The following is a 12085-nucleotide window of genomic DNA, read 5'->3' on the forward strand; positions in this document are numbered from 1 at the left end:
GAGTGAAGTTGTCGATCGTGTATGTTGCGAGAACATCCAAAGGTTTTCGATACGTCAATGCTCACAGGTCTGATCTTCTTTCCAAAGTCAAAGATCTTAGCGATGTCTCCAAGTCTGATCTTGTCAGGGCTTGTGTTTATGTCTCCACCAAGAAGGACGGAGGTGAGCGACTGAATTTCACAGCTTTTTACGAAGCACTCCTTGAGGCAAAAGGAGTGAATGTTGCCGTTGGTGGCACTGCTGGGGTTGGCAAGGCTGGCCGCAAACTCAGCTTTATCACCACTGTGCAAGGCTATGGAAACCTGCTTGTGGGTAAGGCATATACCGCCATGCTGGATCTGAATCCCGGCGATGAGTTCACCATCAAGCTCAGTAAGAAATCCATTCGTCTCGTCCCAGTCTGTGGCGACGAGGAAGGCGAATAGTGATTTGAAAGCATCAGTTTAGGAGCAATCTCTGCTTTATCGCAGGGACCTCCCAGACTGGATGCTCATGTGAAGGCTCCCCTTGGTCGGTAAAGAGAAGTGTTGGGTTTGGTTTCGAGGGGGGCTAAATGACGGCAGCCGCTGGGTAGGCGGTTGGTATGGAAGTGAAGCCCGACTTGGTGGTGTGCGAATCGAGCACTTTGACTATGTGCCTTGCCGTGTGCCTGAGTGGCGAGTGGCTTGGATAGAGCCTATGGATTTGAAGAAATCTCCAGAGATTCCAGAGGACGCCCAATAGAAGCTTTTCCCTGTGGATTGAGATGTGATTAAAGTAAGGCAGAACTAAACTTGAAGAGATGCGATTATTAGACCCTGCAGGTTGTCTCTTATGAAACTCCTTCTACTCATTGGTGCACTCCTCCTTTCAACCGCACCAGTTCAGGCTATTGAGGCATCTGAGGATTTAAATAATGAAGAGTTAGGAAAGATGCTCGAAGTTTATTCCATTGGATACGTCTCAGGGGCTCACAATTACTCATGCATAATGAAGCAGCAAGAAAAAATTAGTCAACAAGAATTTGAGGAAGCGTTGTCTGGAGCGAAGGATACGTTCAGCCTTAATTACGAGTATATAGCTAATGGTCTGCTTGAGGCAATGTGGGCAGATGTAAAGAGAGCTTGTGCGTATAAACAAATCAATATCGGTGACCTTAAATAGATGGATTTAACTGAATAATCACATGCATTCCGTCATCAATTCTTTCAGGCTAGTCCTATGAACCTCCCTCCACTCATTGGTGCACTCCTCATCTCAGCTGCTCCAGTTCAGGCCTTTGAAACATATGAGGAAGTAGAAAAAGCTTGTGATGGTTCAGAAGAAAACAGTAATTTGTGCGTAGTTGCTGCAAAACCCGGTGCTTTAATGATGATGGTGACTATGCTTTGTTACTTAGAAGCAAAAGGCAGGATTACAAAAGAGAATTTAGTTTTGACTTTGGATGAATGGAACTTTAATCAGGGTGGGAGCCCACTGTTGAATGAAGCAGTAGAGGAGACATTAAAAGATTACTCAGAATGTTCAATTAAACCTATACCCTAGTTGTTATAACAGTTCTTTCAGGCTAGTCCTATGAAACTCTTTCCGCTACTTGGCGCACTGCTTCTTTCAACAGCTCCAGTTCAGGGGTTTGAAACATATGAGGAGCTAGATAAAGCTTGCCTAGCTACAGAAGAAAATACTAATTTGTGCGAGGGTGCTGGTGATTATGTTTCTTCATCGATGGTGGCTTATTTGCTTTGTGATTCAGAAGAAAAAGGTATACTTACAACGGAGGAAATATTTTTATCTTGGGATAAAGTGAATACGATAATGACTGAGAATAATGCGAGCCCTATGTGGAATGCAGGAGCAGAAAATATGCTAGAGAGCTTCCCTGAATGTTCACTTAAACCTGTTCCTTGAAGAAGCTTAAGGATTTGAAGAAATCTCCAGAGATTCCAGAGACTGCCCAACGGAAGCTCCTGCATGTGGACTGAACTCGGGCTGATGCCCAGTAAGGCAAGCCAGCACTGCGGTAATCAAAATCAAAATCCTGGTCATACGTGTGCGAAGTCACTTGCGAAGGGCATGAGGATTTGTTCGATGCAGTCGGCGTTGACCCAGCGAATGACGCCTGTATCAACGTCAGCCACTTGGACCAAGCTTGGTGCTTTCGGGTTTCGGGCTGAGCCTTCGAGAACAATCACCTGTCCCATCCACCAGGCAGTCTCATCAGATCCAACAATCTCTGGGTGGTCCCAGACGATGACGATGTCACCGGGTTTTAGGTCAAGGAAGACGGGCCTGGTTTCGAGATGGATTGCCAAACCATGGTCGGAACTCATGATGAAAATGCTAGTACAGCTGTTCTAGACTTGTTTTGATAAAACTTTCATCGGCATGGCTACCTAAAACCAGAGGGAATCCACAGCTGGTGTCAATAAGCAGATGTACAGTGAATTGTCGGTGTAGTGCCACCATATATGGCGTACTGAGCAGACCGTAGCTTGCCCAGCAATAGAGTCAACCGCCACCGGCAGATAGTTTTGCTCTTCTGCCCTTTCCGGGTCCTACACCAATTCAGGTGCTGTGCCGTTGAAGGCCATGTGGACACACCTCCAGAATTGTCATGTCATCTGGTCGGTCTACACCAATGTTTGGTTATTGCTTTCACCTCTAAAGCAAGCGCTCGCCGTTCAACTCCTTCTTACCCATTGGGGTGAGCCCTGGAACCAATCACCCAAATCATCACGCGAGCCCTTGAAATGATCTTCACTGGTTTGCCCGGGTAGGTTCATTTGTTGCATGAATCCATTAACAGAATCCTGACCGAGATGACCTTTGGCTTGAATGGATCTGGCTTTACGGAGCCAATGCCAGACCGTTGAGTTTCTGTCTGCATGTTTCTGAACAAGAATTCTTTCATCCAAACTTACATGTTCGTTTCTAGACAAACGAGTAAGAATATCTTGGAGTAAAAGTCTTGTTTTCGTGGTCAGCATCAGAAGGAAATCTTCTCAGTAAATCGTAGTGAGAATGTTTTAGGTGTCTGCAAATTCTCGAAATGCTTACAAAACCACAAAACTGTGTTGGTTACGCTAAGTGCAATGCCAGCAAATAATTGCTTGCTTTTATCCTCTTCTTTTTGATTGATTAGTTTTCTGCATCGAAGGCCAGAAAACTGTTTTGTTGGCTACTCATTCCGTTGAAATGTTGTAGTGCATACCATTTACAGCGTTGACACTCGATGGCTTTAACGCCATTCGTGGACAACTTTTGCTAAGCACAATGTCCTGGATTGCAGCAAAAAATCTTTAAAGGTCATCATGAGATGCGCTAAGGATGAATGTCTGTATGTCAACCAATGATCGAGCGGCTGGTTACAGTTTGATAGGACTTATTCGGCCTGCACGTAGCAGACGCTGGGATATCAGCACGATTCTTAAGTAAAAATTGATCAAAGAAAATCCCAAAGGTATTTTGAACATGGAGGGGTTGTCATGATTGCATCCCGATATCCAAGCTCAAATAATTCTGCTTCAAATTTGTTGCTTGATGTCGTCATCGCTTCAACTATTGATAATACGTATGTTTCGAATAAGTTTGGTTTGATTTTTTCCTGGCTTCGCATTCTGCAAAGCAAGCCAATTTGATAGTACGCCATGTAATAATATTTTAGTAGAGAGCATAATGTCTTGTTTCCTTCAGACTTGGCACAAGCGAAAATCAGCCAATCTTCAGGAGCTTTCACCTGAGACATTTCACTTGCCTGAACTGATGTCACTGAAAGGAAGATTGCGCCGAGTAGTGGAAAGAGCTTCAACATGACTGCTTGGTCCAATTCACCCATCAACTTTACGTCTGTTTTTATGTTGTCTGCTGTTCAGTCCGTGCGATCGATCGATGGTCAATGCACGGTCTCATCTCGGTCATTTTGCATCTGGTTTCGCCCACGCCACGCTGTGACCTCCGTCTTTTAAAACTAAAAGTTTATGATCGAAGCGTTCGTCGTCTAAGAGCCAGCATTAAAATAGTTTAGTTGTAAAGGTATTGAGTTTGACGCATTTTGCTGCTTTCTTTACCCTGATCCTCCTGGCCACACCGGTGCTGGAGGCTGCCCCTCGTAAGCTTCATCCAAGGACAGTGAAATGTACGCTGATTTGATACAGGCCCAAAATTCGTGTTGATCGCTACGACTGCGAGGTGATCACATACAAAGACGGATCTTCCGAGGTGTTCGCTGCCAACGGATATTCTCTTAAATTCCCCACGAAAGTCGCTCGTCCTTATACAATCCTGAATACGAATCCAATTATTATCAACAAATGGAAGGATTTCACACTTCAGATCGAGGGTCTTGTTGAGTTCTGGAGATAGGCTTTATGTCGTCCTCATTGTTTGCTTGTTGAGCCTGCAGGATTTAGCTGATTGCTGATTCTTCCTTCGACTGTGCTTCGCCGTCGTTGACGTTTGGCGACGTGTTGATGGTTTGGTTCAGTGAGGTGATTGCATCATTGTTGAATCTCGAAATGTGATCAAATGGCATCCTCTGGCGTCCTGATTTCAGTTGGATGCTGCGTCAGGCAATTGAAGAAATTGCTTGGGTGATATTGCGTCTGTTGATGATATTGATCGATTGATTGATCCGTTGCGCCTCAATGGTTGGATTGTCTGCGAACGCACGTGCCAACCTGACTCACTAACTCATTGAACGTGAGCTTTTTTGAACTGGTGAACCCAGCCATGTTCAACCCTGGTCTTTCCACCTCCGCTGCCAGGCATTGGTCGCTTCCAGCGCACAGTGATTCTGTTCCACCTGGCGCCGCTGCAGGATCTCCGCGGCGTTGCCAGTCGATGTTGGGTCACGGAAGGGAATCGCGGCTCGGGTGAGCAGATGTTCCCGCTCCATCACACTCAGTGGACGCCAGCCTGGACCGGTTTCCGAGCAGAGGCCCCCTGGCTTCACGGCCATCGTGCCGCTGCTCCATCCCGGGCGTTCCCCAGGGGCTGGCAGCAGCGAATACAGCGACAATCCAGCCCGTTGGAGGCTGGCTCGGACCGCAGCTGATCGGCTGTAGGTGAGCAACCGGCCCCCTGGTGCCAAACGTGCGGCCAGGGCACTCAGAAACTCCTCGGTCCACAGCTCCGGACAGCGCTGGGGAGAGAAGGCGTCCTGCAGGATCAGATCAAAGCTCTGGAGTGCAGGGATGTGTTGCAGCATCACGCGCGCATCCCCCCACAGCTGCGTTCCTCGGCTCATCGCATCATGACGGCTGTTTCCGTTGATGCCCTCGTCTGTCCAGCCGTCGCTGGCCTGGATCGCCTGCAGCCGTTGCAGCACAGCTTGAGGCCATTGGGTGCAGAATCCATGATCGGCAAGCGCCAGTTGCAGCGGTCGACGGTCCAGCTCCAGACCCCACCACTGCAGAGCAGGCGGCGGCTCCGCCAAAGCCGTCAGGATCACTGCGGTGTTGTAGCCGAGTCCCAGGCACACATCGAGAATCGCGAGACGTTGTCCCGCAACAAAGCGCGAGAGCTCTGCTGGTTTGGCGAATTTGGCCAGGGCCTCGTTCAGCGCTCCGGCGGAGTTGTGAAATGCCTCGCCAAACCGTTCGCTCTCCAGGCTGAAGCTGCCATCCGCGGTGGGATAGGCCGAGAGCTTCCCCGGATCAGCAGCGAAGGCGTTCAAGCTCATCCCAGAAGGCGGGATAGGACACAGCCGCCGCTTCACTGCGAAGCAGCGTGGAGTCCCCTTCGGCCAGCATCGCGGCCACCGCCAGGCTCATTGCGACCCGATGGTCGGTTTCGCTGTCGAGCTCTGCACCCTTGAGGGGGCGTCCGCCGCGGATGGTCAATCCGTCGTCGTGTTCTTCGATATCGGCCCCCATGGCCTTGAGTTGACTTGCCATCACCGCCAGCCGGTCCGTTTCCTTCACCCGCAGTTCGGACGCACCGCTGATCCGGCTTTCGCCATCGCAGAAACAGGCGGCGACGCTGAGGATCGGGACCTCATCCACGAGGCGGGGCGTGATCTCTTCGCCGAAGGCAAACGGTTTCAGTGGCCCATGGGTGATGCGCAGGTCCCCCACCGGTTCTCCGGCCACATCACGGCGGTTGAGCACCTCGATGCGGGCCTCCATCTGCTCCAGCACCTCGAGAATTCCGGTGCGAGTGGGGTTGAGCCCGACATTCTCGATGGTGAGATCCGCCCCGGGCACGAGTGCTCCGGCCACCAGCCAGAAGGCAGCGGAACTGATGTCGCCAGGAACCACCACGTCCTGACCATGCAGGCTCGCTCCAGGGCGGACGGTGATGTGTCGTCCCATCTCACCATCCACCTCAAGGTCGGCGCCAAAGGCGCGCAGCATCCGTTCGCTGTGATCGCGGGAGCGCGCCGGCTCGATCACGTTCGTAACACCTTCAGCCGTGAGGGCAGCCAGCAGCAACGCTGATTTCACCTGGGCGCTGGCCACCGGCGTTCCGATCACCACTCCCCTGAGCCGGCATCCCTGCACGGCCAGGGGCGCCAGGTTGCCGCCCTCACGGCCGCGAACCTCGGCACCCATCGAGGCCAGGGGCTGACCAACCCGTCCCATCGGTCGTCGCCGCAGTGAGGCATCGCCATCCAGGACGAAATGGCGCCCTTCACGTCCCGCCAGCAGCCCCAGCATCAGGCGCATCGTTGTCCCGGAATTGCCGCAGTTGAGGATCTCTGCCGGTTCCTTCAGACCATCGAGTCCCACCCCTTCAACGGTGACGATGCCGTTTTTCTCGATCGGGCTGATGCTGACGCCCATCGCCCTCAGACATGATGCCGTGCTCAGGGGGTCTTCGGCGGGCAGCAGGCCCTGGATGGTTGTTGTGCCCTCGGCAATCGCTCCGAAGAGCAGCGAGCGATGGGATATTGATTTATCTCCAGGGACCTTGACGCGACCGCTGAGGCTGCCGCCGGCCTTCAGCTCGCGAGGAGAAGTGGTGCCTGCGGTCGCGCTCAAAGCCTGGGGCTCGTCAACGGTCGATCCTATGGGGCGGTGTTGATGGCCTGGATCAAGCGATCGAGGGCGTAGCCGAACAGGCTGGGATCCGGTTCGTCGCTGCCGAGGTCATCAAGGCCGAGCTCGCTCCAGCGTTGGCTGATGCGCTGCTCCAGGTCCGCTGGCCGACTCAGGGGTTCGCCCCAGTCATGGTTTTTCTCGGGCCCCACCTTTGTGGTGGCATCGATGGCGAGACGTCCACCGAGGCCAAGCTGCTCACTGGCAAAGTCCAGGCTGTCAAAGGGAGTGTCCGCCAGGGTGAACAGATCTCTCTGGGGATCAACCTGGGCTGCGATCGCCCAAACCACCTGGCGGGGGTCACGGACGTTGATCTGCTTGTCGACCACAACCACAAACTTGGTGTACGTGAACTGGGGCAGGGCACTCCAGAAGGCCATGGCCGCGCGCTTGGCCTGGCCGGGATAGGCCTTGTCGATGGAAATCACGGCCAGTTTGTAACTGAGGGCCTCCATCGGCAGGAAGAAATCGGTGATCTCGGGGATCTGCTGCCGCAGGATCGGGGTGTAGATGCGATTCAGGGCAATGGCCAGCATCGCTTCCTCTTTGGGGGGGCGACCGCTGAACGTGGTCAAAAACACTGGGTCACGGCGCTGCGTCATGCAGTGGAAGCGCACCAGTGGTGAGTCCTCCACGCCGCCGTAGAAGCCCATGTGATCACCAAACGGCCCATCCGGAAGCACCTCGCCCGGCGTGATCGTCCCCTCCAGAACCACCTCGCTGTGGCTCGGCACCTGCAGATCCAGGGTTTTGCAGGGTGTGAGCCGCACGCCTTCGCCTGCGTAGATGCCTGCAAACAACCATTCGCTCAGCTGAACCGGAATGGGAGTGGCTGCAGCCATCACAAGCAGCGGATGCACGCCGATGGCCACAGCAACCTCAAGCTTCTGGCCAAGGGCTGCCGCCTTGCGGAGGTGGCGGGCTCCGCCGCGCACACTCAGCCAGTGCACCGTCATGGTGTTGATGGATTGGCGTTGCAGTCGATAGACACCAACGTTGGGGACGCCGGTTTCGGGATCCTTCGTGATCACCAGCCCGAGGGTGATCACACCACCGGCATCTCCCGGCCATGGACGGATCAGTGGAATGTTGTTGAGATTGACGTCATCGCCTTGAAGGATCTGCTGCCGGCAGGGCGGCGTGAGATCTCGATCCGGCCTGGCCTTGATCAGATCCCAGAACACCCGCGCAAACTGCTTGGTCTCCCCCAGGCCCTTGGGTGGGCGTGGCTGTTGCAAGAGGGCGAGACGGCTGCCGAGCTCTTCAAGCTGCTCGGCTCGCTCCAGCCCCATGCTCCACACCACGCGCTCGACGGTGCCAAGCGTGTTCACGGCCACCGGCATGGAGGAGCCGATCACGTTTTCAAACAGCAGTGCTGGACCCCCCATCGTGAGGACCCTGTCAGCGATAGCCGCCAGTTCCAGATCAGGGTCGACCGGAGCCGTGATCCGTCGCAGTTGACCTTTTTGATCCAGGAGATCCAGGAAGCCGCGCAGGTCGCGGGTGGCCGATCCCGATCCGAACAGGGCCATGGCGACGACAAAGGTCTGACGATTGGCCTCGGTACTGTGTCGCACGCTGATCCGGAGCGTGGCCATGCAGGTCTTCTATTTCGATGTGCCCGCTGAGATGCCAGCGGATTGCAAGCCCGAGGCGGCTGTGGTGATCGATGTTCTGCGGGCGACGACCACCATCGCCTGGGCCCTTTACAACGGCGCTGAAGCAGTGGAAGCGTTTGCCGACCTGCAGCGTCTCAACGCATCGGCTGAAGCCTGGACTGGCAGCCCCCGGTTGCTCCTGGGCGAACGCGGCGGACAGATGTTGGCTGGCTTTGACCTCGGCAATTCCCCTGTGGCCGTGGTGCCTGAAATCGTGGGCGGAAAACGCTTGTTCATGAGCACCACGAACGGCACCCGCGCCCTGGATCGCGTGCGGGACGTTCCCCTGCTGTTGACCGCTGCCCTGCCCAATCGGGAGGCGGTTGCCCAGCGCCTGCAGAGCAAACAGCCGGCGATGCTCGCCATCGTCGGCAGTGGGTGGGAAGGGGCCTATTCCCTTGAAGACTCCCTCGCGGCCGGAGCCCTCGGTGCCAGGCTGAAGGAGCTCGATCCTGAGGGGGTCGTGATCGCTAACGATGAGCTCATGGCTGCGATCGCCCTCTGGGATCAGTGGAAGCAGAATCCAGAGGGATGTTTGCGTGCGGCCAGCCATGGCCAGCGCCTGATTCGTCTCGGCGATCACGACGCTGATTTCCGCTGCTGTGCCGGTCTTGACCAGCTGAATGTGGTGCCGACCCAGGTGGAGCCGGGCGTTCTGAAGGCAGCCTGAGCACCTCTAAAGTCCCGCTCAACGAATCGATGTCGTGACCGATTTCCTCGCGGCTGCTCTTCAACTCACCAGCGGTCAGGATCCGGAGAGGAATTTCACGGCGGCTGAGGAACAGATCGACCTGGCGGCCCGGCGCGGTGCCGAACTGGTGGGTTTGCCGGAGAACTTCGCCTTCATGGGGGATGACGCCCGCCGGCTGGAGCTGGCGCCAAGCCTTGCTGATCAATGCAGCCGCTTCCTGGTCACGATGGCCCGTCGGTACCAGGTTGTTCTGCTCGGAGGCGGTTTCCCCGTTCCGGTTGGCGATGGATCACGCACTCTCAATCGTGCTGAGCTCGTCGATCGCGATGGGCAGTGCCTTGCTCGTTACGACAAGATTCATCTGTTCGATGTTGATCTGCCGGACGGCAACACCTACCGGGAGTCGGCAACGGTGACCCCAGGCGACAACCTGCCTCCCGTGGTGGACGTTCCGGGCTTGTGTCGACTGGGGGTGTCCATCTGTTACGACGTGCGCTTCCCTGAGCTCTATCGCCATCTCGTTGGTGCCGGGGCCGATCTGCTGATGATTCCTGCCGCGTTCACGGCCTTCACGGGCAAGGATCACTGGCAAGTGCTGCTTCAGGCCCGTGCCATCGAGAACACGGCCTACGTGCTGGCACCTGCCCAAACCGGCCTTCATTACGGACGGCGCCAGAGCCATGGCCACGCCATGGTGATCGATCCCTGGGGCACGGTTCTCGCCGATGCCGGCGTTCAGCAGGGAGCTGCCATCGCGCCGGTCAACGTCTCGCACGTCGGCCGTGTCCGGGAGCAGATGCCGAGCCTGCGACATCGGCAACCGGCTTTGTTCTGAAGAGGATGTTGGCGTCATGGTCCCGCGGATGGACGCTGGCTGCGGGAGCGGCCCTGCAGGTTCATCTGCTGATGGTCGCGCTTCCCGCACGTGCTGCCAGTGCCCTCGCGGCCTGGGCGTTCACCGAACAGGGAGTGTTGCAGCTTCGTACCAGCCGTAATGCACGGCTTGAGGCGTTTTATCAGCAGCCCAGTGATGGGCGGGGAACCCGCGTCTGGATTGATTTCCCTGGAGAGTTGAGGTTCCCGCGCAAGTTGGTTGGCCGTGGCGCGATCAAGGAGATCCGCCTGGGGAAACCACGGCCTGGAGCGACCCGACTGGTGGTGGAATTCCAGCCAGGAGTTGAGCTGGAGCCGTCCCAGCTGAAGTTGCGCGGCACCTCCCCCGATCGCTGGGAATTGCGATTCCAGGGACTGCCAACCCGTGGGCTGGATGATTTCGGAGAGGGGGATCTCACCGGTCGCAGCACCGCCTGGAGACCACCCAGTCGCATTGTTCCCAGTCAGGCCCCTGTCAATCCGGCAGGGCTGCCGACCGTCAAACGGGGTCGCTATCGCGTGGTGATCGACCCTGGCCACGGAGGGCCTGACCCCGGTGCCGTGGGCATTGGCGGTTTGCGTGAGACCGATGTGGTGCTTGACGTCTCCCTGCAGGTGGCCGCTCTGCTGCGCGCTCGCGGCGTCGATGTTCGGATGACGCGGACATCGGAAATCGATGTTGATCTTCCCCCCCGCGTCAATCTGGCCAACCGTTCCGGTGCCACGGCCTTCGTGAGCATCCATGCGAATGCCCTAAGCATGAGCCGGCCGGATGTGAATGGCATCGAGACCTTCTTCTTCTCCGACCCCCGTTCCGGTCGCCTGGCGTCCTATCTGCAGCAACAGATGATGGCGGTGTCTCCCGGCACTCCCAACCGAGGCGTCAGGCGGGGCCGTTTTTTTGTGATTCGCCGCTCCGCAATGCCGTCGGCGTTGGTGGAGATGGGGTTCGTGACGGGTGAGATCGACGCTCCTCGCCTGGCACGAGCGGACCACCGACGACGTCTTGCCCTGGCCATCGCCGCCGGCATCCTCAACTACCTCAAATTCGAAGTGAAGTGAGCTCAGTTCTTGGCCTGTTTGACAGTGGGGTTGGTGGCCTCACCGTGCTGCGCCGCGTATTGGAGCGTCATGGCCCCGTCCGTTGCATCTATCTGGGGGATACAGCCAGAGTGCCCTACGGCTGCCGATCCCCGGAGGAGATCCGCTCCATTGCCGTGGAGGTGGTGCGTTGGCTGCGTCAGCAAGGGGTGACCACAGTGGTGATGGCCTGCAACACCACCAACGCCTTGGCAAGGGATGTTGCCGAGGGTCAGGCCGGCGTCCCGGTGATCGGATTGATTGGTGCGGCCTCAGCGATGGTGCGAGAGCAGCGCGTCGGTGTTTTGGCGACTGCGGCCACGGTGGCATCGGGTGCTTACCGCACCAGCATCGAGGCACTGAATCCCGGTGCTCAGGTTTTCGAACAGGCCTGCCCGGACTTTGTGCCTTTGATTGAACAGGGCGATTTGCAGTGCAATCAACTGCGTCGTGCCGTTGAGACCTATCTCAAGCCGTTGAAGGTGCGATCCGTGCAGTCGGTCGTGCTCGGCTGCAGTCACTACCCGCTGCTGGTGCCGCTGCTGCGCGAGTTCCTTCCTGAGGGGGTGCGTCTGATCGATCCAGCTCTGGGGGTGACGCAGCAACTGGATGCCTTGTTGGGGCCACCCAAAACAAGCCATGCAGGCGCTGTGGCACTGGAGCATTGCCGTCTCTGCGTGACAGCCGATTCCGAGGGGTTTCAGGATCGCGCCACGCCATGGCTGGGCCAGCGCCCGCAGGTTGAATTGGTGCAGCTGCAGTCCTGA

At 56.3% G+C, this 12085-nt stretch carries 14 protein-coding genes; 8 read left to right on the forward strand and 6 right to left on the reverse strand.

Features of this window, described 5'->3' with window-relative positions:
• Nucleotides 1-8: 8 nt before the first annotated feature.
• The 4 genes from KR100_RS07405 (at nt 9) to KR100_RS15825 (ending at nt 1887) form a co-directional block, all read left to right on the forward strand.
• Nucleotides 9-425: an AbrB family transcriptional regulator gene (locus KR100_RS07405; protein ID WP_239420449.1), complete on the forward strand. Its 417-nt coding sequence runs from the start codon at nt 9-11 to the stop codon at nt 423-425.
• Between the two features lie 388 nt (nt 426-813).
• Entirely contained in the window at nt 814-1143 is a 330-nt protein-coding gene (locus tag KR100_RS07410) for a hypothetical protein (protein WP_038544478.1), read from the forward strand.
• A gap of 57 nt (nt 1144-1200) precedes the next feature.
• Complete coding sequence (locus KR100_RS07415) at nt 1201-1524, forward strand: hypothetical protein (protein WP_038544480.1); 324 nt, start codon at nt 1201-1203, stop codon at nt 1522-1524.
• A gap of 30 nt (nt 1525-1554) precedes the next feature.
• On the forward strand, nt 1555-1887 hold the full coding sequence (locus KR100_RS15825) for a hypothetical protein (RefSeq protein ID WP_156097972.1): 333 nt from the start codon (nt 1555-1557) through the stop codon (nt 1885-1887).
• A gap of 134 nt (nt 1888-2021) precedes the next feature.
• On the opposite strand, the gene KR100_RS07420 is transcribed toward KR100_RS15825, so the two are convergent.
• From KR100_RS07420 to KR100_RS07440, 6 genes are all read right to left on the reverse strand, one after another.
• Nucleotides 2022-2309: a DUF3104 domain-containing protein gene (locus KR100_RS07420; RefSeq protein WP_038544482.1), complete on the reverse strand. Its 288-nt coding sequence runs from the start codon at nt 2307-2309 to the stop codon at nt 2022-2024.
• A 351-nt stretch (nt 2310-2660) separates the two neighbouring features.
• Nucleotides 2661-2966, reverse strand: coding sequence for a hypothetical protein (locus KR100_RS14970; protein WP_071839865.1), 306 nt, complete (start codon nt 2964-2966; stop codon nt 2661-2663).
• Nucleotides 2967-3421: 455 nt separating this feature from the next.
• Complete coding sequence (locus KR100_RS07425) at nt 3422-3814, reverse strand: hypothetical protein (protein ID WP_038544484.1); 393 nt, start codon at nt 3812-3814, stop codon at nt 3422-3424.
• A gap of 897 nt (nt 3815-4711) precedes the next feature.
• Nucleotides 4712-5659 (reverse strand): tRNA (5-methylaminomethyl-2-thiouridine)(34)-methyltransferase MnmD, encoded by a 948-nt coding sequence (locus KR100_RS07430; RefSeq protein WP_038544486.1) that lies wholly within the window; start codon nt 5657-5659, stop codon nt 4712-4714.
• Nucleotides 5634-6959: a 3-phosphoshikimate 1-carboxyvinyltransferase gene (aroA, locus tag KR100_RS07435; RefSeq protein WP_038544488.1), complete on the reverse strand. Its 1326-nt coding sequence runs from the start codon at nt 6957-6959 to the stop codon at nt 5634-5636. Before aroA ends, KR100_RS07430 begins: the two co-directional genes overlap by 26 nt.
• Nucleotides 6960-6985: 26 nt before the next feature.
• The gene (locus tag KR100_RS07440; protein WP_038548282.1) at nt 6986-8548 is read right to left on the reverse strand and encodes a UbiD family decarboxylase; all 1563 of its coding nucleotides are present in this window, start codon (nt 8546-8548) and stop codon (nt 6986-6988) included.
• A gap of 64 nt (nt 8549-8612) precedes the next feature.
• Here KR100_RS07440 and KR100_RS07445 point away from each other — a divergent pair, with 64 nt between their 5' ends.
• Genes KR100_RS07445 through murI form a run of 4 tightly spaced genes read left to right on the forward strand, consistent with a single transcriptional unit; the run spans nt 8613 to nt 12085 of the window.
• Nucleotides 8613-9344, forward strand: a complete 732-nt coding sequence (locus tag KR100_RS07445) for a 2-phosphosulfolactate phosphatase family protein (RefSeq protein ID WP_038544490.1) — start codon at nt 8613-8615, stop codon at nt 9342-9344.
• Between the two features lie 34 nt (nt 9345-9378).
• Complete coding sequence (locus KR100_RS07450) at nt 9379-10200, forward strand: carbon-nitrogen hydrolase family protein (protein ID WP_038544491.1); 822 nt, start codon at nt 9379-9381, stop codon at nt 10198-10200.
• A gap of 5 nt (nt 10201-10205) precedes the next feature.
• Nucleotides 10206-11300: an N-acetylmuramoyl-L-alanine amidase gene (locus KR100_RS07455; RefSeq protein WP_038544493.1), complete on the forward strand. Its 1095-nt coding sequence runs from the start codon at nt 10206-10208 to the stop codon at nt 11298-11300.
• Nucleotides 11297-12085 (forward strand): glutamate racemase, encoded by a 789-nt coding sequence (gene murI / locus KR100_RS07460; RefSeq protein WP_038544496.1) that lies wholly within the window; start codon nt 11297-11299, stop codon nt 12083-12085. The genes KR100_RS07455 and murI overlap by 4 nt, the downstream gene beginning before the upstream one ends.

The organism is Synechococcus sp. KORDI-100 (assembly GCF_000737535.1).
Classification (GTDB): domain Bacteria; phylum Cyanobacteriota; class Cyanobacteriia; order PCC-6307; family Cyanobiaceae; genus Parasynechococcus.

Coding starts and splice junctions, on each gene's coding strand:
- KR100_RS07440 (WP_038548282.1), bottom strand. CDS start 8,548: ATGGCCCTGTTCGGATCGGGATCGGCCACCCGCGACCTGCGCGGCTTC.
- KR100_RS07445 (WP_038544490.1), top strand. CDS start 8,613: ATGCAGGTCTTCTATTTCGATGTGCCCGCTGAGATGCCAGCGGATTGC.
- KR100_RS07425 (WP_038544484.1), bottom strand. CDS start 3,814: ATGGGTGAATTGGACCAAGCAGTCATGTTGAAGCTCTTTCCACTACTC.
- KR100_RS07430 (WP_038544486.1), bottom strand. CDS start 5,659: ATGAGCTTGAACGCCTTCGCTGCTGATCCGGGGAAGCTCTCGGCCTAT.
- KR100_RS15825 (WP_156097972.1), top strand. CDS start 1,555: ATGAAACTCTTTCCGCTACTTGGCGCACTGCTTCTTTCAACAGCTCCA.
- KR100_RS14970 (WP_071839865.1), bottom strand. CDS start 2,966: ATGCTGACCACGAAAACAAGACTTTTACTCCAAGATATTCTTACTCGT.
- KR100_RS07420 (WP_038544482.1), bottom strand. CDS start 2,309: ATGAGTTCCGACCATGGTTTGGCAATCCATCTCGAAACCAGGCCCGTC.
- KR100_RS07410 (WP_038544478.1), top strand. CDS start 814: ATGAAACTCCTTCTACTCATTGGTGCACTCCTCCTTTCAACCGCACCA.
- KR100_RS07415 (WP_038544480.1), top strand. CDS start 1,201: ATGAACCTCCCTCCACTCATTGGTGCACTCCTCATCTCAGCTGCTCCA.
- KR100_RS07455 (WP_038544493.1), top strand. CDS start 10,206: ATGTTGGCGTCATGGTCCCGCGGATGGACGCTGGCTGCGGGAGCGGCC.